Below are 17,494 nucleotides of genomic sequence, written 5' to 3' on the forward strand. Positions count from 1 at the left end.
GGAGGTGCAGGTACTGCCGTAGGGGACTGCGTAGGGGAGACGGGACTGATGGTGCAGGCGAAGAAGATCGCGTTGTACATGGTCATCGTCTTCGTGCTGTACACGATCATCACCTCCCCGCAGCGGGCCGCCGAAATGGTCCAGATAGGCTTCGAGGGCATCTCGACCGCCGCGCAGGGCGTCGGCGAGTTCATGACGTCGCTGATCAAGTAGGGACCGCCCGATCCGGCCGGCGGACCCAAGGGGCCGCCCGAGGGACCGGCTCGGCCCGCGTTCGGCCGGCGCCCCAGCCCCGGTCAGTCGGCCCACCGGCCCGGCTGCGCCTCGTCCGCCACACGGAGGCCCCCAGTGATCCGCCACCTGGTCCTGTTCAAGCTCAACGATGGTGTCTCCCGCGACGAGGAGCGGGTGCGGGCCGGCGTCCGCGCATTCGCGGCACTGGAGAGCGAGATTCCGGAGCTGACGTTCTGGGAGTGCGCCTGGAACATCACCGACCGCCCGATCGCCTACGACTTCGCGATCAACTCCGCCGTGGCCGACACGGACGCCCTCAAGCGCTATATCGAGCACCCGGCCCACCAGGCGGCCGCAGCTCAGTGGCGCGAATTCGCCACCTGGGTGATCGCCGACTACGAATTCTGAGCCGCGGCACTTCCGCACCTCTCCTCGCCGAGCCCCTCGCCCCCCGTGGGCGGGGGGCTTCGCCGTACCCCCGGGCGCCCACCGCCGCCCACCCGCCCCCCAACGGCTCCGCACCCACTCAACTCTCTGTTCAACACGGCGTTATGGGGTGCTTGCACACAGTGCACATGTCTTGTGATGCTATGACCGCTTTTGCCGGATACATGCACTGTGAAGGGTGGCGTGACCGTGACGGCCCGTACTGCGCCCAAGGCTCCATCCCGCGAGAGCCGAAGCGCGGACACGCGGGCGCTCACGCAGGTGCTGTTCGCGGAGTTGACGGACCTCAAGCCCGGCACCCCCGAGCACACCCGGGTCCGTGCCGCACTGATCGAAGCCAACCTGCCACTGGTCCGCTATGCCGCGGCGCGCTTCCGTAGCCGCAATGAGCCGATGGAGGACGTCATCCAGGTCGGCACCATCGGCCTGATCAATGCGATCGACCGGTTCGATCCGGACCGGGGTGTCCAGTTCCCCACCTTCGCCATGCCCACCGTCGTCGGCGAGATCAAACGCTACTTTCGAGACAATGTCCGTACGGTCCATGTGCCGCGCCGTCTCCACGAGCTCTGGGTGCAGGTCAACGGCGCGACCGAGGATCTGACGGTGCTGCACGGACGCTCCCCCACCACCGCCGAGATCGCCGAGCGGCTGAAGATCGGCGAGGACGAGGTCCTGGCCTGCCTGGAGGCCGGCCGCTCGTATCACGCCACCTCGCTGGAGGCCGCCCAGGAAGGCGACGGCCTGCCCGGACTGCTCGACCGCCTCGGATACGAGGACCCGGAGCTGGCCGGTGTCGAGCACCGCGACCTCGTACGGCACCTTCTCGTCCAGCTGCCCGAGCGGGAGCAGCGGATCCTTCTGCTGCGTTACTACAGCAATCTGACGCAGTCACAGATCAGTGCGGAGCTGGGGGTGTCGCAGATGCATGTCTCGCGGCTACTGTCGCGGAGCTTCGCCCGACTGCGATCCGCAAACAGGATCGACGCGTAGCCGGGATGAGCGACCCGTTCCTGCACAGATATGTCGACAAGGCGCTACAGCGTGTTGCCGACATGTGACATTCTGCAGGAACCGCGTTTGCCGTAGCGCTGCCTCCGGTATTCAGGTGGAGGTATCACTCCTCGGTCCACCCCGGCCCGAGGACGCCGCAGCGACCCGACCGCGACCTCAAGGGGGTGGCATGTCCGTAGAACTGGGCAGCTCGAAGGTGCTTGCCGCGATTCCCGCGCCCGCACCACACGTGCATGACGACAACGCCATCAACACCCGCACGCTCTCCCGCTCCCTGTTCCTGCGGCTGGCCTCGCTCGACAAGGACTGCGCGGAACGTACCTACGTCCGTGACACGCTCATCGAACTGAACCTCCCTCTGGTGCGCTACGCGGCCGCCCGCTTCCGCAGCCGCAACGAACCGATGGAGGACATCGTCCAGGTCGGCACCATCGGCCTGATCAAGGCGATCGACCGTTTCGACTGCGAACGCGGCGTGGAATTCCCGACGTTCGCGATGCCGACCGTGGTCGGCGAGATCAAGCGCTTCTTCCGCGACACGTCATGGTCGGTACGCGTCCCGCGCCGACTCCAGGAGCTCCGGCTCGCCCTCACCAAGGCCAGCGACGAGCTCTCCCAGAAGCTGGACCGCTCCCCAACCGTCCCCGAACTGGCCCTGTGCCTGGGGGTGTCGGAGGAGGACGTCGTCGACGGCCTGGCCGTCGGCAACGCGTACACCGCCTCCTCGCTCGACTCCCCCTCCCCCGAGGACGACGGCGGCGAGGGCTCCCTCGCGGACCGCCTCGGCTACGAGGACAGCGCCCTGGAAGGCGTGGAGTACCGCGAGTCCCTCAAGCCCCTGCTGGCCAAACTCCCGGCCCGCGAGCGCCAGATCATCATGCTGCGCTTCTTCGCCAACATGACGCAGTCCCAGATCGGCGAGGAGGTCGGCATCTCCCAGATGCACGTCTCCCGCCTGCTCACCCGCACCCTGGCGCAGCTGCGCGAGGGCCTCATCTCCGACTGAGGAACGGTCCGCCGAGGGGCCGCAAGGCACTCCGTGCCGCTCGGCGGACAGTTAACAGAGGCGCAGGGAGGAATGCGGGGGCGTGGCGCAAAAAGCGCGCGCCCGGCCGCATGAGGGGCCGGACGAGGGCTCGTGACCCCCGTTTGTGCACCGCGTTTCGTGCCATTCCGCTGGCGCATCCTCCGACGCCCTCAGGGATCTCCGAACGCAGCCCGTCGAGCAGGGACTTGGTACGGGCCAAAGCCACCCGCCCGTCGTCCGTGAGTGTCAGCCGGCCGACGCCGTCAGCGGTGAGCCCACCACGGTGGAGCAGGCACCTTCTGCATTCCCCGTCCTGCGGATCGATGCCGAAAGCCCAGCCAAAGCTGAGGCCGCGTGTTTCCGGCCGCACGAGAGCCGCGATCCGGCCAGACTTCAGCAGCGCGACCGACCTCTGTACACCTGACGTACCGTCAGTAACACTGGCCCGATGCGACGGACGACGACTGTGGCCGCCGCCTCCGCGGCCGTGCTGGGTCTGGGTGTTCTGCTCACCGGCTGCGGAAGCTCGGCGAACCAGGGATATGTCGCGGTGGGCGCGGCAGGCCCCGCCGATGATCACGCGCCGGCACGGGCCGTACCGCCGGAGGGCGGCGTCAAGCTGACCCCGCTGGACGGCGACCGAGGCCGCAGCGGCCGTAGCGGAGACGGCAACAGCGGCAGTGCGGGTACCGGCCGGTCCGGACCGGGGTCTCCCGCCGGATCTCGTAAGGGTGACGCGGCCGACGGCACGGGAGCCCCCGGCGCATCCGGCGCCCCGCCCGGCTCCTCCGCACCACCCGCAGGCGCGCACACCGGCCACGGCGACGGCGCCACGTCCCCGTCCTCGCCGGGCGCACCCAACTCCCCCACCCGCCCCGGAGGTTCCACCCCGCCGCACGGCTCCCCCGCTCCCGCACCGCCCTCCCCCACCATCCCGGCCGGTCCGGACGCCCCCGACGGCCTGCTGATAGGCAAGCCCGCTCTCGCCGGCACCGACGTCCGCTGGTGCCAGAAGGTCACGCTGGACTTCCTCAACAACGGCGACCGGCCCGTCACCGCCGGCACCGTCACCTTCGGCACCCACATCATCGGCGCCCTCGGCATCGACTGGGCCACCCGCACCTCCACCCACGCCCTTCCGCTGCCGCTCGCCGTGGGCAGGAAGCAGACCGGCACCTGGCGGGTGTGCGTGGACAGCTGGCGGGTGCCCATGGGCATGCACCTCGACACCCAGGACGTGACCTTCAGCTGGAAGTGAGGGGACGCGCGGCGGCCGTCCCCCTCCCGGGCCGTGCTTGCCGCCGCCCTGCCGCCGCACCCGTTGCCGACCTGGCCGAAAATCGACCCTCAGGGACGAGTCGAATGGCTTCCCTGAAGAGCGATGAGTTCCGACCGGTGCGACGGTCTGAAGAGGCACAGACGCAGCCACCGGCAGCGACCCGTCTCAGGGAGAAGACCATGCCCCAGATCACCCCCAACCTCTGGTTCGACACCCAGGGCAAGGAAGCCGCGGAGTTCTACTGCTCGGTTTTCCCGAACTCGAAGATCAAGACCGTCACCTATTACAACGAGGCAGGTCCGCGCCCCGCGGGGACCGTACTGACGGTCGAGTTCGAGCTCGACGGCCAGGCGTACACCGCGATCAACGGCGGCCCCGAGTTCACCTTCGACGAGGCGATCTCCCTGATGGTCAACTGCGCCGACCAGGACGAGATCGACTACTACTGGGCCAAGCTCTCCGAAGGCGGCGAGGAGGGCCCCTGTGGCTGGGTGAAGGACAAGTACGGCCTGTCCTGGCAGATCGCACCCGGCGGTATGGCGGAGCTGCTGAACGACCCGGACCAGGGGCGCGCGACCCGCGCCATGAAGGCCATGCTCGGCATGAAGAAGATCGACATCGCCGCCCTCCACGGGGCGGCCGATCAGGCGTAGGGCAGCACCCAGGCGCCCCGGCCATCGGTGACGCGCCGCGGGAGCCCCGGGCCGGCCACGGTCCGGGGCTCGCCGATACGCGCCGGGAGCGGCCGTCGTCAGGGACGCGCCGGGAGCGGCCGTCGTCCGGGGCTCGCCGGGAGCGGACGTCGTCCGGGACGCGCCGGGTACAGCCGTCGTAGGGACACCCCGGGAGCGGCCGTCATCCGTGACGCGCCGGGAACGACCGTAGCCCGTGACGCCCCGCTGCACCCCGGGCCGCCGTCACCTCAGGACCGGCTGGGATTCCGCCCCGTTCGTATCGGGCGCGGTACGGGGCGGCGGTGTACGCCCACCTCGCGCAGCGCACGGGCGGCAGCGTTCACTGCCGTGGGGGACGCCTCGGCGAAGACCGCCTCATGGGCGTCGGCATTGGCGCGGACGGCGCGCTCGGCGGTGCGCACCCCGTCCGGCGTAAGCCGGATCATGGTGCTGCGGCCGTCGTCCGGCGAGGGCTCGCGGAGCACGAGTCCGCGGCCGGCGAGGTGGTTGACGACATTGCTGATGCCACCGGAGGACAGCAGCAGGGCACGGACCAGTTCGTTCGGCTTCATCCGGTACGGCTCGCCGACCCTGCGCAGGGCAACCAGGATGTCGAACTCGGCGACGGTCAGGCCGAGTTCGGGCAGCACACCACGGGTGGCCGCGTCCAGGGCGCCGGCCAGCTGAGCTATCCGCTTCGACAGTTCCGTCGTCGGGCGGAGCACATCCGGCAGCTCGGTGCGCCAGGCGCTCAGCAGCGCATCGACGGGGTCGGGGCCTGGCCCGGGTGCTGCGGTCACCTCTGCAGGATAGTTCACCATCATGATAGCTTTCTATAAAGCTTTCTTCCGAATGTGTAGAGGGTGACTTGCCATGGGAATCGAGCGCCACCACACACCGCGACTGCTCCTGCGCGGCGGCCTGGTCATCGACACCGCCCCCCACCCCGTCGTCCACCCGCACACCGACGTCCTCATCGAGGACGGCCGGATCGCCGCCGTGGGCCCCGGCCTGCCGCTCGATGACACCGATGCCGGCCTGGAGGTGATCGACGCCCGCACGATGATCGTGCTGCCCGGCTTCGTCGACGCCCACCGGCATCTGTGGCAGGGAGTGCTGCGGTCCGCCGCGGTCGACGAGAGCCTCGACAGCTACTTCAGCCGGATCCTCGGCGACCTCGCCGCCCGGTTCACGCCCGCCGATGTGTACACCGGCAACCTCCTCGGCGCGCTGGAGTGCCTGGACTCGGGGGTCACCACCGTCCAGGACTTCTCGCACGTCCAGTACACGCCGGAGCACACCGCGGCCGCCGTCGAGGCGCTGAAGGAGGCGGGAATCCGTGCCCTCTTCGGCTACGGCTACCCCGTCTTCGACGACTCCGCCCGGCAGTCCGACTGGGTGCGCAAGGCCCGCACCGAGCACTTCCCGTCGCGCGATGCGCTGGTCACGATGGCTCTGGCGCCCGTCGGCCCCTCCTTCGCGCCGGCGGAGGCGGTACGGGAGGACTGGCTGCTCGCCCGCGAGCTGGGGCTGCCCGTCGCCGTCCATGTGAGCGCCGGGCCGGTGGCACAGCGGCCGGTCGCCGCCCTCCAGGAACAGGGCCTGCTCACCTCCGGCACCCTGTACGTACACGGCAATTCGCTGCCCGACTCCGAGCTGCGGCTGATCGCCGAGTCCGGCGGGGCGGTCGCGATCACGCCGGCGATCGAGGCCTCGATGCGGTTCGGCGCACCGATGGCGGGACGGCTGCGCCGGGCGGGCGTCACCACGGGGCTGGGCGCGGACGCGGTCACCTCCGCACCGGGCGACATGTTCTCGCAGATGCGCGCGGCGCTGATGAGCAGCCACTTCGACGAGGACGACACCGCCGGGACGCACACGGTCAAGGCCGCCGATGTGCTGCGCATGGCCACCGTCGAGGGAGCCGCGGCGCTCGGCCTGGGCGATGAGGTGGGGTCACTGGGGGTCGGCAAGCGCGCCGATCTCGTCCTGCTGCGCGCCGATGCGCTCAACCTCGCCCCGGTCGCGCACGACCCGATCGGTGCGGTGGTGACCGCCGCACACCCTGGGAACGTCGACACGGTCCTGGTGGACGGGCGCCCGGTCAAACGCAACGGGCAGCTGCTGTACGGGAACCTCGGCGGCGTACTGACCGAGGCCCACCGTGCGGCCGAACGCCTCGGGGCGTCGAGGTCCTAGAGGGCTCGCAACGGGGTCCGGTACGAGGTCCGGTACGAGAAAGCGAGGATGCCGGGAGCCGTTTCGCGCGGCTCGGTGGGCGACTCGTCCGCCTTGATCATTCTGCCGTGTTTTCCTCCGGAACCGCCTGGTCAGCGCCCTTCCTGCGCAGTCCTGTTCGCCTCTCGTACGGTGCTCCGGTACGGCTGCACTGGTCATGCACAGGACCAATGCAGAGAAGTTCGAACGCAATTGGGGGGACCCGTGGGTGACATACGGGTGGACACGGCGAAGGTGCGCGGCACCGGCGATGACATGAAGGCGTTGTCGAGCGACACTCAGCGGCGGCTGTCACATGTCCTCGACAGCTCTCAAGAGGTCTACTACGACGCCATGTTCTGGAAGTCCGGAAACGCCGTCATGTCGTGCCGCACCGCCTGGCAGGATCACATGATCGCGCTCGCCAAGAGAATGGGCGAACTGGGGCAGCGGCTGCAGGACTCCGCCGACGGCTACGACGCCGCGGACCAGGAAGCCGTCTCCAGACTGCGGGCCGGCATGCGGGACCTGGGGAGGCACTGACCGTGGTCACGTATTCGGAACTCATCAGCGCCCACCCGCGGAAGTGGAAGGACGCCGCGGACGACTGGGCGGCGCTGGCGAAGTACGCGCTGAACGCCGCGAACGACGTACGTGAGCAGGGCGCCAAGCCCCTCGCCGACCACTGGGCGGACGAAGTCGGCAGTGCGGCGGCCGGCGATTTCGTGAAGCTGGCGAATCAACTGGAGTCGGCCTACGACCTGTTGCTCAGCGTCAAAATGGTCATGGAAGGCATGCACACCAGCCTGGATACGGCGATGAGCACCGCATGCCAGATCACCGATCTCTCACGGGCTCACGACCTTCCCCTTGGCGATGACGGCATGCCGCTGGAATGCCCCGCCCCGAACGCGGGCGCGGACCAGCAGCAGGCCTACAACGACATCGTCGCCCTGCGCGAACAGGCACTGCGGCAGGCGACGGAAGCGGACGAAAAAACATCGGCCGAGCTGTACCGCCTGGCGGGCACGGTCGGCATCAGCGACCCGGACAAGGCCCTCAAGGAGCAGAACCGCGCCTCGCATGTCGAGATGGACATGCTCGCCGCCGACATCCCGAAGCCGAACACCGACCCGGCGGCGGTACGCGCCTGGTGGAACGGCCTGAGCGAAAAGCAGCAGTACGACATGGCGCGGGCCGAGCCGGTGAAACTCGCCCACCTTGAAGGCATTCCCGAGAGCACGAAACGTGAAATGCGTGGCACGGACGGGAAGTTCGACCGGGTGAAGATGGTGGAATACGCGCTGGACAACTGGAACAAGGACGATCCGATCCACTTCAAGAACAACTGCACCAACTTCGTCTCCGAGGCGCTCGACCACGCGGGCATGCAGAAGAAACTCGATCCGTGGTCCGGCGCACGCGGTGACGACACCTGGGGGCACGAGAGCGGCATCGGCAATGACTGGTGGGACTCCAGCATGTACTACTCCAAGTCCTGGGCCGGGGCCGAGAACCAGCAGAACTTCATGCTCAAACACGGCGGGGAGGAAGTCCCGCAGTCCCAGGCCCGGCCCGGCGACGTCATCTACTACGAGCAGCAGGGACCCGGCGGCGAAAACGCGCACGGCAATACCCACCACGCTGCCGTGGTCACGTCCGTGACGCCGGACGGCGAGATCAAGTACACCCAGCACCAGGACTCGTACCAGAACGTGAGCCTGCAAGGCCGCCTGCCGGCAACGGAAGAGGCGGAAGGGCAGCAGAAGATCCGCATCGTCCGCCCGCACCCGGATTGGTACTGATAGCCATGGCAGAGGCAGACACACACCACGATGCGCGGCCGCAGCGCCCCTCACGGGGCTGGTGGGCAAGGGCTCTTCCGGTGCCGTTGCTCTCGGCGGCCGCTGTCGCCTGTTTCTCCACAACCCTGGCGCTGTCCAGCGCCCACATCCACCACCAATCGGCTGCCTGTCGCTACATGGTGGTGCCGTGGACGCACTTCGCATCTGCCTACGGCGGCCTGCTCGCGGCCGTAGCGGCGACACTCGCCTACCTGCTGATGTCCCGCGCCGTACGCCGTGGCAGGATCCAGCCCACGTCCGGCTGGCGGAGCTGGGTTCCCACGTTCTTCGTCGTCATCGCCGGATTCATGATTCCCCTGACGGCCGTGGCCGTCGCCCTGACCCACAAAGACGCCGCCGAGACAGCCACGAATATCGGGAAGCCGCTGTGTGAGGGCTAGGGCCTGAGGCGCCCTGGGTGTCACTGCTCAAGGACGGTGGCGGCCGGGGCGGCGTTCCGTTGTGGGGCTGAAAGCCGCGGGGGCACGAGAGCCCGCGTCAGGCGTCCGGTCGCCGCTCAGTCACGAAAGACCCCATCCCAGGGGTGGTGACGATGAGCCCTTCCTCCCGGAGGGCGGCGGTGACCTTACGAATGGTCACGCGCGCGACACCGAACTCCTGCTCCATCCGCACCTCGGAGATGAGCTGGCGTGGAGGGTATGTGCCGTCCGCGATCCGCGCTCGGATCACGTCGGCGATCTGTTTCCACTTGGGCAACGTCGGGTCGAACTCCATCACGAACGGGACTGTACGCACGGGTAATTAGACAGGCATAGAGAGGCATAGCTATAGACAGGGGCTAATAGGACCGCTTACGGTGGCACGGCAAAGACCCCGGCGACCGCTGCAACGGTCCCGGGGCACGGCCCACGCTGTCCAAGGAGCGTCGACATGCAAAACCTTATGCGCAGCCCTCTCGCCCGGTTAAGGAAGCGCCGGACTCGCCCCGCCCCCGCCGTCACGTACCGGCCACAGCGGCCGGCGCGTCGGCCTCTCCTCCGCCGCCGACCCGAATCCCCCCTCGATGGCGACGCCACCCTCCTCGTACGCCCCTGCCTCCTCGCGCACGAGCGCCAAGAGGCGTGGTGCGAGGGGGCGTTCCTGCGTGAGAGGGCGGTCAGCTCATGAGCGGCGGGATGCGGCTGCTGCCCTGGAGCGGGCCGGACGGGCAGCGCTGTTACCTCTCCACCGATGAGGTCGGCGGGTATCTGTCCCGGCTCGCCGACGACATGGAAGAGGCTCAACTCGGCACCGGCGAGGAGCTGCTCCGGCACGCGGCCGAGTTGTTGAACGGGCCAGCGGAGGCGACCGCCCGGGAACTGCGCTTCTGTGTCCACAGGCTGTGTGAAGCGCTGCGGGACGCGCTGCGGATCGCGGAGAGCAGGGACGGGCGCGTGACGTAACCGGCGGGCAGAAAGATCAAGGGCCCGGCATCGCGATGCCGGGCCCCGTACGCATGAAGACGGCTGCAGAGCGACCGGTTACGACAGCGCCAGCCACGCCGCGCCCGCGATGACCAGGATCGCGACGATCACGCCGACGATGACGCCCACACGGGGGCCGGCCGACTGCTGCGGGGCCGGTGCGCGGCGACTGCCGGCCTCCGGGGTGCCGCCCTCGTCCACGAAGGCCCGGAACATCTGCGTGCTGCCCGCCGGGTCGTAGTTGCCGCCGGCCTGGTTCTGCGGGTTGGTCGCCATGGGGAAGGACCCTAGCGAACCGGGGGCGGAGGGGCACCCCTGGGGCGCGTATGCGGCTCCCGCGAAGGCGCCTACGGAGCGGGGTCGGGCCGCGTACGGCGCGTGGACGAGAGCGCGGGCGGGACGTCTGGGGGTGTCCCGCTACCGACCGTTATCGGCCAGGGCCTGGGGTCGGGCCGCCGACCTGCGGCTTTGCGTGTCACGTCGCGCTCATTGACCAATCCCCGGCGCAGACTTTTCGTTCCCTTTACTTCAACCCTGGACCATTCGTTTGCCTTCAGCAACCAACCTTGCTTATGGTTGCCCCAAGCAACAAAAGATGTTGATGCGATGTGCGATGGATGCATGGAGGAGCCGTGGCCGCCCACAGTCAGTACGAGGAACTGGCCAGGCAACTCAGCGCCATCGGTGCCGTCAAGCGCGAAATGGGGCGGATGCTGCCCCAGGAGTGCCCGCCCGCCTCGGCCGGGGTGCTCACCCTTCTCGACCGGCACGGCGAGATGCGGATGAGTCAGCTCGCCGAGCTGCTCGCCATCGATATGTCGGTGACCAGCCGGCATGTCGCCCATGCCGCCGAGCGCGGCTGGATCGAGCGGAAGCCCGATCCGGCGGACAAGCGGTCGCGGCTGCTGCGCCTGACCCCGAGCGGCACGGAGCTCCTGGAGGAGCTCGCCGAGCGCTACACCGCAACGCTCGCCCGGTACCTGGACGACTGGACCGACACCGACGTCGGACACCTCACCGAACTGCTCGCCAGGCTCCGCACGAGCTTCGGCGACTGCCGCACCCGGGCGCATCACGACTCCACCACCCGTACACCCGCAGGATGAAAAGGAACTACATGGCTACGACCACACCAGCCGGTGTGCGGGGCGGCCACGCCAAACACGCAGGCGGACACCACGCCCCCGACGGGGCCCCAATGACGCACCGTCAGATCATGGAGGCGCTGTCCGGGCTGCTGCTCGGCATGTTCGTCGCCATTCTGTCGTCGACGATCGTCTCCAACGCGCTGCCCGAGATCATTCATGACCTCGACGGCGGGCAGAGCGCCTACACCTGGGTCGTCACCGCCTCGCTGCTCGCGATGACCGCGACCACCCCGCTGTGGGGCAAGCTCTCCGACCTGTTCAGCAAGAAGCTGCTGGTGCAGTTCGCGCTCGTCATCTATGTCGCGGGCTCGGTCGTGGCCGGTCTCTCGCAGAACACCGGCATGCTGATCGCCTGTCGTGTGGTGCAGGGCATAGGCGTGGGCGGTCTGTCCGCCCTGGCCCAGATCGTGATGGCCGCGATGATCTCCCCGCGGGAGCGCGGTCGTTACAGCGGCTACCTCGGCGCCACCTTCGCCGTCGCCACCGTCGGCGGCCCGCTGCTCGGCGGTGTCATCACCGACACCGACTGGCTCGGCTGGCGCTGGTGCTTCTACGTCGGTGTGCCGTTCGCGGTCATCGCGCTGATCGTGCTGCAGAAGACCCTGAAGCTGCCGGTCGTCAAGCGGGTGGGTGTCAAGGTCGACTGGGCGGGCGCCTTCTTCATCAGCGCGGCGGTCTCGCTGCTGCTGGTGTGGGTGACGCTGGCCGGCGACAAGTACGACTGGTGGTCGTGGCAGACCGCCGCGATGGTCGGCGGCTCGGTGCTGCTCGGCCTGATCTTCGTCTTCGTCGAGTCCAAGGCCAAGGAACCGATCATCCCGTTGCGGCTGTTCCGCAACAAGACGATCACCCTGGCCTCGCTGGCCTCGCTCTTCGTCGGTGTCGCGATGTTCTCCGGCACCGTCTTCTTCAGCCAGTACTTCCAGCTGGCGCGCGACAAGTCGCCGACGATGTCCGGTGTGATGACGATCCCGATGATCGGCGGGCTGTTCATCTCCTCGACCGTCTCGGGCCAGATCATCACCAAGACCGGCCGCTGGAAGGCCTGGCTGGTCGCCGGTGGTGTGCTGTTGACCGCGGGTCTCGGCCTGCTGGGCACCATCCGCTACGACACCGAGTACTGGCACATCGCGATCTTCATGGCCCTGATGGGTCTGGGCATCGGCATGATGATGCAGAACCTGGTGCTCGCCACGCAGAACCAGGTGGCGCCCGAGGACCTCGGTTCCGCCTCGTCCGTCGTGACCTTCTTCCGCTCCCTCGGTGGTGCGGTGGGCGTCTCGGCCCTCGGTGCGGTGCTCGCCAACCGCGTCACCCATTACGTCAAGGACGGTCTGGCCGACCTCGGCCCGAAGGCCGCCAAGGCCGCCGCCCACGGAGCCGGCAAAAGCGGCGGCATCCCGGACCTGGACGCCCTCCCGGCGCCGCTGCGCACCGTCATGGAGAGCGCCTACGGCCACGGAGTCGGCGATGTGTTCCTCTACGCGGCGCCGTGCGCGCTGCTCGCCTTCCTCTTCACCCTGTTCATCAAGGAGGTCGCGTTGAAGACGCGTGGCGGACTGTCCCAGAGTGCGGAGGCCGCGGCCACCCCGTCGGCCACCCCGTCGGAGGCCGTTGTCCCGGACCTCGCCGCCGCCCCGGCGCCGGTCGAGGAGCGGGAGCCCGCCCTGGTGGGCGCCCCGTCGGTGGCCAACGACGACGACATGCACACGCCCTCCTGGGCGCAGCCGGCCGCGGCGACGGTCACCCAGCCGCTGGCGGCGTACGCCTCGGCCGGCGGCGGTGACGCCGGCCCGACCGGTTCCGCGATCCACGGCTTCGTCCGCAATGCGGAGGGCAGCCCCGTACCGCGCTCCGCGGTGACACTGATCTCGCTCAGCGGGCGTCAGCTGGGCCGCGCGGTCGCCCATGCCAACGGCTCGTATGTGCTCGACGCCCCCGGCGCCGGCTCGTACGTGCTGATCGCCGCGGCCGACGGCCACCAGCCGCAGGCGTCCACGGTCGTCGTCGGCGACCAGCCGTACGGCTACGACATCCTGCTCAGCGGCACCAGCGGCCTCGGCGGCCAGGTCCGCAGCGCGGCCACCGGCGCGCCGGTCGACGGTGCGATGGTCGTCGTCACCGACGTCCGCGGAGAGGTGCTGGCCACCGGAAAGACCGGCGCCGAGGGCCACTTCGCCTTCGACGAGCTGGCGCCCGGGACCTTCACCGTCGCCGTGAACGCCGCGAACCACCGCCCGGCCGCACTGCCGGTCGAGATAGGCGGCCAGGGCACGACCCGGATCGAGATCGAGCTGCTGTCCGGCGCACGGGTGCAGGGCATCGTGCGGGCCGGCGGTCCGCACGGACCCCGCCCGCTGCCCGACGCACGGGTCACCCTGGTGGACGCGGCGGGCAATGTCGTGGCCACCTCGACGACCGGGGAGGACGGCGCCTACGCCTTCACCGACCTGGACGCCGGCGACTACACGGTCATCGCGAGCGGCTACCCGCCGGTCGCCACCGGCCTTGCGGTCGGTGCCCACGGGGTCGACGGCTACGACGTCGAGCTCGCCCACCCCGGGGACTGAAACACCCGGGCCCTGGGATCCACCCCGGGAGCAATACCCCGGACCGGGGCGCGCGTTAAGCGGAGACGCGCCCCGGGCCGGACCCCAGGGCTCCGGCGGCGGCGCTGCGCACAGGCAGGGGACGGCCTGCACGCCGCCGTCCGGAGCCCGACACTCCCCAAGCTCTCGGCATCGCCGGAGCAGGGGGGACCCCACCAGGCAGGAAACAGGAGAGGCAATGACTTCGACGGGCGCGGGAGCTGCGGGACTGAGGGCCCAGGTCCGCACACGGGACGGCTGGGCGGTCCAGCACGCCGTACTGACCGTCACCGACATGACGGGCGCGCAGGTGCTGCGCGCGGCGGCGGACGACGAGGGCACCATCCGCAGCGCAGAGCCGCTGCCCGCCGGCCCGTACACGGTCATCGTGACGGCGGTCGGCTACGCACCGGTCGCCTCCAGCTCGATCGTGACGGCGAGCGGCCGGATGGACGTCGGCAGCGTCGTCCTGGCGCGGCAGGGCGGGGCCGAGCTGCCGCCGCCCGGTGCCTGGACCATCGACCCGATGCACTCGACGGTGGCCGCGGTCGCCCAGCACCTGGGGATCTCCAGCGTGCACGGCCGGTTCACCGAGTTCAGCGGCCGGATCGAGATCGCCGAGGACCTCGGCGCTTCACGGGTCGAGGCGGCCATCAAGGCCACGTCCATCGACACCGGCAACGGTATGCGCGACGGACATCTGCGCTCCGAGGACTTCCTGAACGTCGAGGAGTTCCCGGAGATCACCTACCGCAGCTCGGGACTGTCGCCGGCCGGCCCCGACCGCTGGACGGTGCACGGCGAGCTGTCGCTGCACGGTGTCGTACGCCCGGTGGACCTCGATCTGAGCTACCTCGGCACCGGCCCCGACCCCTGGGGCGGGGTGCGCGCCGCGTTCCGCGCCACCGCGGAGCTGCGCCGCGAGGAGTTCAAGATGAACTACAACCAGGTCGTGGCGGCCGGTATCGCGGCGATCGGCACCACCCTGAAGGTCGAACTGGACATCCAGGCGGTGCAGGGGGAGAGCCTGCCGATGGGGTGACGGCCCCGCGACACACCCAGGTATGCGGGAGAAGGCCCCGGGCTGCGAGCCCGGGGCCTTCTCCGGTCAGCCCTCCGGCCGGTCCCGCATCGCCTCGATCCCCGCGATCTGCAGATCGAGGGCGAACGCGAAGTCCCGGTCCAGCATTTCCACGGCGCTGCGGCCCTGGCGGACGTGGTCGGCCCGGGTGGACGGCTCCAGCATCTCGGCGAACTCCGGGCGGTCCGAGAGCGCCTCGACGACCTGCTCGAAGTAGTCGTCGAGACTCATGCCCACGGCCCGGCAGCGGGCCTCGTGCGTGGCCCGGATCGTCGAGAAGCCGTAGACGAAGTGGAAGAGGGACGCCAGCGCGCCGGACGTGGTGTCAGCGGCCAGGCCGCTGCGTCGCATCACCCGCTGGGTGGCGTTGGAGAAGGCCGTCGAATGCGGGCCGATGTTGAGGAACTCACCCAGCAGCCGGGCCGCCCAGGAGTGGCCCAACAGCATGTCGCGGTAGCCGACGGCGAGGGTGCGCAGCTGGTCGCGCCAGTCGCCGCCGGTGTCCGACTCGTCGGGCAGGGTCATCTCGCCGGCCACCGCGTCGACGGCCAGTTCCAGCAGGTCGTCCTTGGTGTCGACGTACCAGTAGACGGACATCGCGGTGACGCCGAGCTCGGCGGCGAGCCTGCGCATCGAGAACTTCGACAGGCCCTCGGCGTCCAGCAGCCGGACCGTCGCCGCGACGATCTTGTCGAGATCGAGCCCGGCCGGCTGCTCCGCCTTCCGTTTGAGCGGGGGCCGTTCGGTCAGCCAGACGCTGTTCGGCCGCTTCCCGGCGCGGTCGTCCGTCGCTGCCATGGCGCCCCTCCCTGTCCTGAGCGTCTTCGACGTCGTGGGTGCCGTCGTCGAGGTCGGCGTCGGTGTCGTCATCGGTGACGGCACGTACGGGGTGTCATACGTGCCGCCGGTACGCGCCGTTCACGATCACGTACCGAGCCGATGCTATTCCGCCGCGGCGGCGGCCGGTTGCGCACCGGAAGGCGACGCGAGCTGCTCCGCGTCCCGTCCGGTACGCTCCGCCCGGCGCAGCAGCACGGCGGCGAGCAGCCCGCCGAGGAACACGGCGGCCGCGCCGACCAGCTGGCTGGTGCCGATGCCGGCGGCGAAGGCGTCGTGGACGGCGGCCCGTTCGGCGCCCGTACGGGTCCGGGCGAGCGCCGCGGGCAGCGACCCCGCGCCCGCGGCGACCAGCGGAAGCAGCGCCACGAAGCGGGAGTTGAGGACAGCGCCGAGGACGGCGACGCCGAGCCCCTGGCCGAATTCCATCAGGGTGCCGTTGACGCCGGCACCCACTCCGGCCTTGGCCGGCGGGATCGCGGACATGATGGCGTTGGCCATCGTCGGCATGGCGAACGCGATGCCGACGCCCATCACGACCAGGCCGCCCAGCATGCCGCCGTAGCCGGCGCCACTGAGCAGGGAGATCGCGGCGAGGCCCGCCGCGAGCAGCGACATCCCCGAAACGATCATTCCGGGGGTGCCGAACCGGGGGATCAGACGGGCGCCCAGACCGGTGAAGTTGATCAGGATGACCGTGACGGCGAGCGGCGCCATCCGCAGCCCTGCGTCCAACGGGCCGTAACCGAGCACCAGTTGGAGATGCTGGGTGAGCAGGAACATCGAGCCGCCCATCCCGAAGGCGACGAGGATGCCGCCCGAGACGGCGCCGATGAACCGGCGGTTGCGGAAGAAGTGCATGTCCAGCATCGGATACGGGACGTGCAGCTCCCACAGCGCGAAGACGGCGAGCCCGACGGCACCGACGGCCGCGGAGATCAGCACCCGGCCGGACAGCCAGCCGTACATGGGCCCGGAGATGATCGCAAAGACCACTCCGACCATGCCGATCATGGACAGCAGGGCACCCAGCAGGTCCGGCCGTTCACCGCCGCGGCTCCTGGACTCGGGGACGAGGACGACGACGGCCGCCAGCGCCATGGCAGCGACGGGGAGGTTGACCAGGAACAGCGAGCCCCACCAGAAGTGGTCGAGCAGCGAGCCGCCGATCAGCGGGCCGGCGGCGAAGCCGAGGGAGTTGACCGAGCTCCAGATGCCGATGGCCCGGGGGCGCTCCTCGTCGTCGAAGATCTGCATGACGACGGCGAGGGTGGTGGTCACCAGCAGAGCCCCGCCGATACCCATGCCGGCGCGTGCGGCGATGAGCCGGCCCGGTGACTGGGCCAGGGCGGCGCCGAGCGAGGCGACGCCGAACAGTGCCAGCCCGACGACCAGCATCTTCTTGCGGCCGTACCGGTCGGCGGAGTTGCCCGCGGTGAGCAGCAGACCGGACTGGACCAGCGAATACGCGTTGATCATCCACTGGACGTCGGCGGTGGTCGCGCCCAGCTCCTCGGTGAGGGAGGGGATGGCGACGTTCAGGACGGTGTTGTCGAGGATGACCGTCAGCTGGGCGAGGCAGATGACGGCGAGGATCAGCCAGCGGGCGGCGGGGCGGCCCGGCGGCTGGAGAGTGGCGGCGGTGGCGTCGGAGGCCACGGAGGACATACAGGCTCCCTG

General features: G+C 69.7%; 19 protein-coding genes. 14 read left to right on the forward strand and 5 right to left on the reverse strand.

Going from position 1 to position 17,494, the window contains the following annotated elements:
* The first annotated feature begins 48 nt into the window (after window positions 1-48).
* From ACGFWI_RS03100 to ACGFWI_RS03125, 6 genes are all read left to right on the forward strand, one after another.
* Window positions 49-213, forward strand: a complete 165-nt coding sequence (locus ACGFWI_RS03100; protein WP_393904155.1) for a hypothetical protein — start codon at window positions 49-51, stop codon at window positions 211-213.
* Window positions 214-348: 135 nt separating this feature from the next.
* Window positions 349-642, forward strand: coding sequence for a Dabb family protein (locus ACGFWI_RS03105; protein WP_393904156.1), 294 nt, complete (start codon window positions 349-351; stop codon window positions 640-642).
* 222 nt (window positions 643-864) lie between these two features.
* Window positions 865-1,674, forward strand: coding sequence for an RNA polymerase sigma factor SigF (locus ACGFWI_RS03110; protein WP_393904157.1), 810 nt, complete (start codon window positions 865-867; stop codon window positions 1,672-1,674).
* A 190-nt stretch (window positions 1,675-1,864) separates the two neighbouring features.
* Window positions 1,865-2,701 carry an RNA polymerase sigma factor SigF gene (locus ACGFWI_RS03115; protein ID WP_393904158.1) on the forward strand — a complete coding sequence of 279 codons (837 nt, stop codon included), beginning with the start codon at window positions 1,865-1,867 and terminating at the stop codon, window positions 2,699-2,701.
* A 469-nt stretch (window positions 2,702-3,170) separates the two neighbouring features.
* Window positions 3,171-3,980 (forward strand): hypothetical protein, encoded by an 810-nt coding sequence (locus ACGFWI_RS03120; protein WP_393904159.1) that lies wholly within the window; start codon window positions 3,171-3,173, stop codon window positions 3,978-3,980.
* Between the two features lie 200 nt (window positions 3,981-4,180).
* Window positions 4,181-4,654, forward strand: a complete 474-nt coding sequence (locus ACGFWI_RS03125; RefSeq protein WP_393904160.1) for a VOC family protein — start codon at window positions 4,181-4,183, stop codon at window positions 4,652-4,654.
* A 269-nt stretch (window positions 4,655-4,923) separates the two neighbouring features.
* Here ACGFWI_RS03125 and ACGFWI_RS03130 read toward each other — a convergent pair whose 3' ends face one another.
* The gene (locus tag ACGFWI_RS03130; protein WP_393904161.1) at window positions 4,924-5,475 is read right to left on the reverse strand and encodes a MarR family winged helix-turn-helix transcriptional regulator; all 552 of its coding nucleotides are present in this window, start codon (window positions 5,473-5,475) and stop codon (window positions 4,924-4,926) included.
* 73 nt (window positions 5,476-5,548) lie between these two features.
* Here ACGFWI_RS03130 and ACGFWI_RS03135 point away from each other — a divergent pair, with 73 nt between their 5' ends.
* The 4 genes from ACGFWI_RS03135 (at window position 5,549) to ACGFWI_RS03150 (ending at window position 9,137) form a co-directional block, all read left to right on the forward strand.
* On the forward strand, window positions 5,549-6,874 hold the full coding sequence (locus ACGFWI_RS03135) for an amidohydrolase family protein (protein WP_393904162.1): 1,326 nt from the start codon (window positions 5,549-5,551) through the stop codon (window positions 6,872-6,874).
* Window positions 6,875-7,117: 243 nt separating this feature from the next.
* Window positions 7,118-7,435, forward strand: coding sequence for a WXG100 family type VII secretion target (locus tag ACGFWI_RS03140; RefSeq protein ID WP_393904163.1), 318 nt, complete (start codon window positions 7,118-7,120; stop codon window positions 7,433-7,435).
* A gap of 2 nt (window positions 7,436-7,437) precedes the next feature.
* Window positions 7,438-8,697: an amidase domain-containing protein gene (locus ACGFWI_RS03145; protein ID WP_393904164.1), complete on the forward strand. Its 1,260-nt coding sequence runs from the start codon at window positions 7,438-7,440 to the stop codon at window positions 8,695-8,697.
* Between the two features lie 5 nt (window positions 8,698-8,702).
* Window positions 8,703-9,137 (forward strand): hypothetical protein, encoded by a 435-nt coding sequence (locus ACGFWI_RS03150; RefSeq protein ID WP_393904165.1) that lies wholly within the window; start codon window positions 8,703-8,705, stop codon window positions 9,135-9,137.
* 97 nt (window positions 9,138-9,234) lie between these two features.
* Here the strand turns inward: ACGFWI_RS03150 and ACGFWI_RS03155 are convergent, their stop codons facing one another.
* Window positions 9,235-9,474, reverse strand: a complete 240-nt coding sequence (locus tag ACGFWI_RS03155; protein ID WP_393904166.1) for a GntR family transcriptional regulator — start codon at window positions 9,472-9,474, stop codon at window positions 9,235-9,237.
* Window positions 9,475-9,860: 386 nt separating this feature from the next.
* Between ACGFWI_RS03155 and ACGFWI_RS03160 the strand changes: the two genes are divergently transcribed.
* Window positions 9,861-10,139: a hypothetical protein gene (locus tag ACGFWI_RS03160; protein WP_393904167.1), complete on the forward strand. Its 279-nt coding sequence runs from the start codon at window positions 9,861-9,863 to the stop codon at window positions 10,137-10,139.
* 78 nt (window positions 10,140-10,217) lie between these two features.
* On the opposite strand, the gene ACGFWI_RS03165 is transcribed toward ACGFWI_RS03160, so the two are convergent.
* Complete coding sequence (locus ACGFWI_RS03165; RefSeq protein ID WP_393904168.1) at window positions 10,218-10,436, reverse strand: hypothetical protein; 219 nt, start codon at window positions 10,434-10,436, stop codon at window positions 10,218-10,220.
* Between the two features lie 356 nt (window positions 10,437-10,792).
* Here ACGFWI_RS03165 and ACGFWI_RS03170 point away from each other — a divergent pair, with 356 nt between their 5' ends.
* The 3 genes from ACGFWI_RS03170 to ACGFWI_RS03180 all read left to right on the forward strand — a co-directional run bounded on the left by ACGFWI_RS03170 (window position 10,793) and on the right by ACGFWI_RS03180 (window position 14,938).
* Window positions 10,793-11,266, forward strand: a complete 474-nt coding sequence (locus tag ACGFWI_RS03170; protein WP_380933690.1) for a MarR family winged helix-turn-helix transcriptional regulator — start codon at window positions 10,793-10,795, stop codon at window positions 11,264-11,266.
* Between the two features lie 11 nt (window positions 11,267-11,277).
* Window positions 11,278-13,878 (forward strand): MFS transporter, encoded by a 2,601-nt coding sequence (locus ACGFWI_RS03175; RefSeq protein ID WP_393904169.1) that lies wholly within the window; start codon window positions 11,278-11,280, stop codon window positions 13,876-13,878.
* A gap of 217 nt (window positions 13,879-14,095) precedes the next feature.
* Window positions 14,096-14,938, forward strand: coding sequence for a YceI family protein (locus ACGFWI_RS03180; RefSeq protein WP_393904170.1), 843 nt, complete (start codon window positions 14,096-14,098; stop codon window positions 14,936-14,938).
* Between the two features lie 66 nt (window positions 14,939-15,004).
* Here ACGFWI_RS03180 and ACGFWI_RS03185 read toward each other — a convergent pair whose 3' ends face one another.
* Together ACGFWI_RS03185 and ACGFWI_RS03190 are read right to left on the reverse strand one after the other, a co-directional pair.
* A complete protein-coding gene (locus ACGFWI_RS03185; RefSeq protein ID WP_393904171.1) occupies window positions 15,005-15,775 on the reverse strand; it encodes a TetR/AcrR family transcriptional regulator in 771 nt (256 codons plus the stop codon).
* A gap of 144 nt (window positions 15,776-15,919) precedes the next feature.
* Window positions 15,920-17,482, reverse strand: a complete 1,563-nt coding sequence (locus ACGFWI_RS03190) for an MFS transporter (RefSeq protein ID WP_393904172.1) — start codon at window positions 17,480-17,482, stop codon at window positions 15,920-15,922.
* Between the last annotated feature and the right edge of the window lie 12 nt (window positions 17,483-17,494).

Source organism: Streptomyces sp. NPDC048434 (genome assembly GCF_043200375.1).
Lineage (GTDB): Bacteria > Actinomycetota > Actinomycetes > Streptomycetales > Streptomycetaceae > Streptomyces.

What these genes read in the sequence shown, in the direction of transcription:
- ACGFWI_RS03100 (WP_393904155.1), top strand. Translation starts at nt 49, where the DNA reads ATGGTGCAGGCGAAGAAGATCGCGTTGTACATGGTCATCGTCTTCGTG.
- ACGFWI_RS03115 (WP_393904158.1), top strand. Translation starts at nt 1,865, where the DNA reads ATGTCCGTAGAACTGGGCAGCTCGAAGGTGCTTGCCGCGATTCCCGCG.
- ACGFWI_RS03120 (WP_393904159.1), top strand. Translation starts at nt 3,171, where the DNA reads ATGCGACGGACGACGACTGTGGCCGCCGCCTCCGCGGCCGTGCTGGGT.
- ACGFWI_RS03125 (WP_393904160.1), top strand. Translation starts at nt 4,181, where the DNA reads ATGCCCCAGATCACCCCCAACCTCTGGTTCGACACCCAGGGCAAGGAA.
- ACGFWI_RS03135 (WP_393904162.1), top strand. Translation starts at nt 5,549, where the DNA reads ATGGGAATCGAGCGCCACCACACACCGCGACTGCTCCTGCGCGGCGGC.
- ACGFWI_RS03150 (WP_393904165.1), top strand. Translation starts at nt 8,703, where the DNA reads ATGGCAGAGGCAGACACACACCACGATGCGCGGCCGCAGCGCCCCTCA.
- ACGFWI_RS03160 (WP_393904167.1), top strand. Translation starts at nt 9,861, where the DNA reads ATGAGCGGCGGGATGCGGCTGCTGCCCTGGAGCGGGCCGGACGGGCAG.
- ACGFWI_RS03165 (WP_393904168.1), bottom strand. Translation starts at nt 10,436, where the DNA reads ATGGCGACCAACCCGCAGAACCAGGCCGGCGGCAACTACGACCCGGCG.
- ACGFWI_RS03175 (WP_393904169.1), top strand. Translation starts at nt 11,278, where the DNA reads ATGGCTACGACCACACCAGCCGGTGTGCGGGGCGGCCACGCCAAACAC.
- ACGFWI_RS03180 (WP_393904170.1), top strand. Translation starts at nt 14,096, where the DNA reads ATGACTTCGACGGGCGCGGGAGCTGCGGGACTGAGGGCCCAGGTCCGC.
- ACGFWI_RS03185 (WP_393904171.1), bottom strand. Translation starts at nt 15,775, where the DNA reads ATGGCAGCGACGGACGACCGCGCCGGGAAGCGGCCGAACAGCGTCTGG.
- ACGFWI_RS03190 (WP_393904172.1), bottom strand. Translation starts at nt 17,482, where the DNA reads ATGTCCTCCGTGGCCTCCGACGCCACCGCCGCCACTCTCCAGCCGCCG.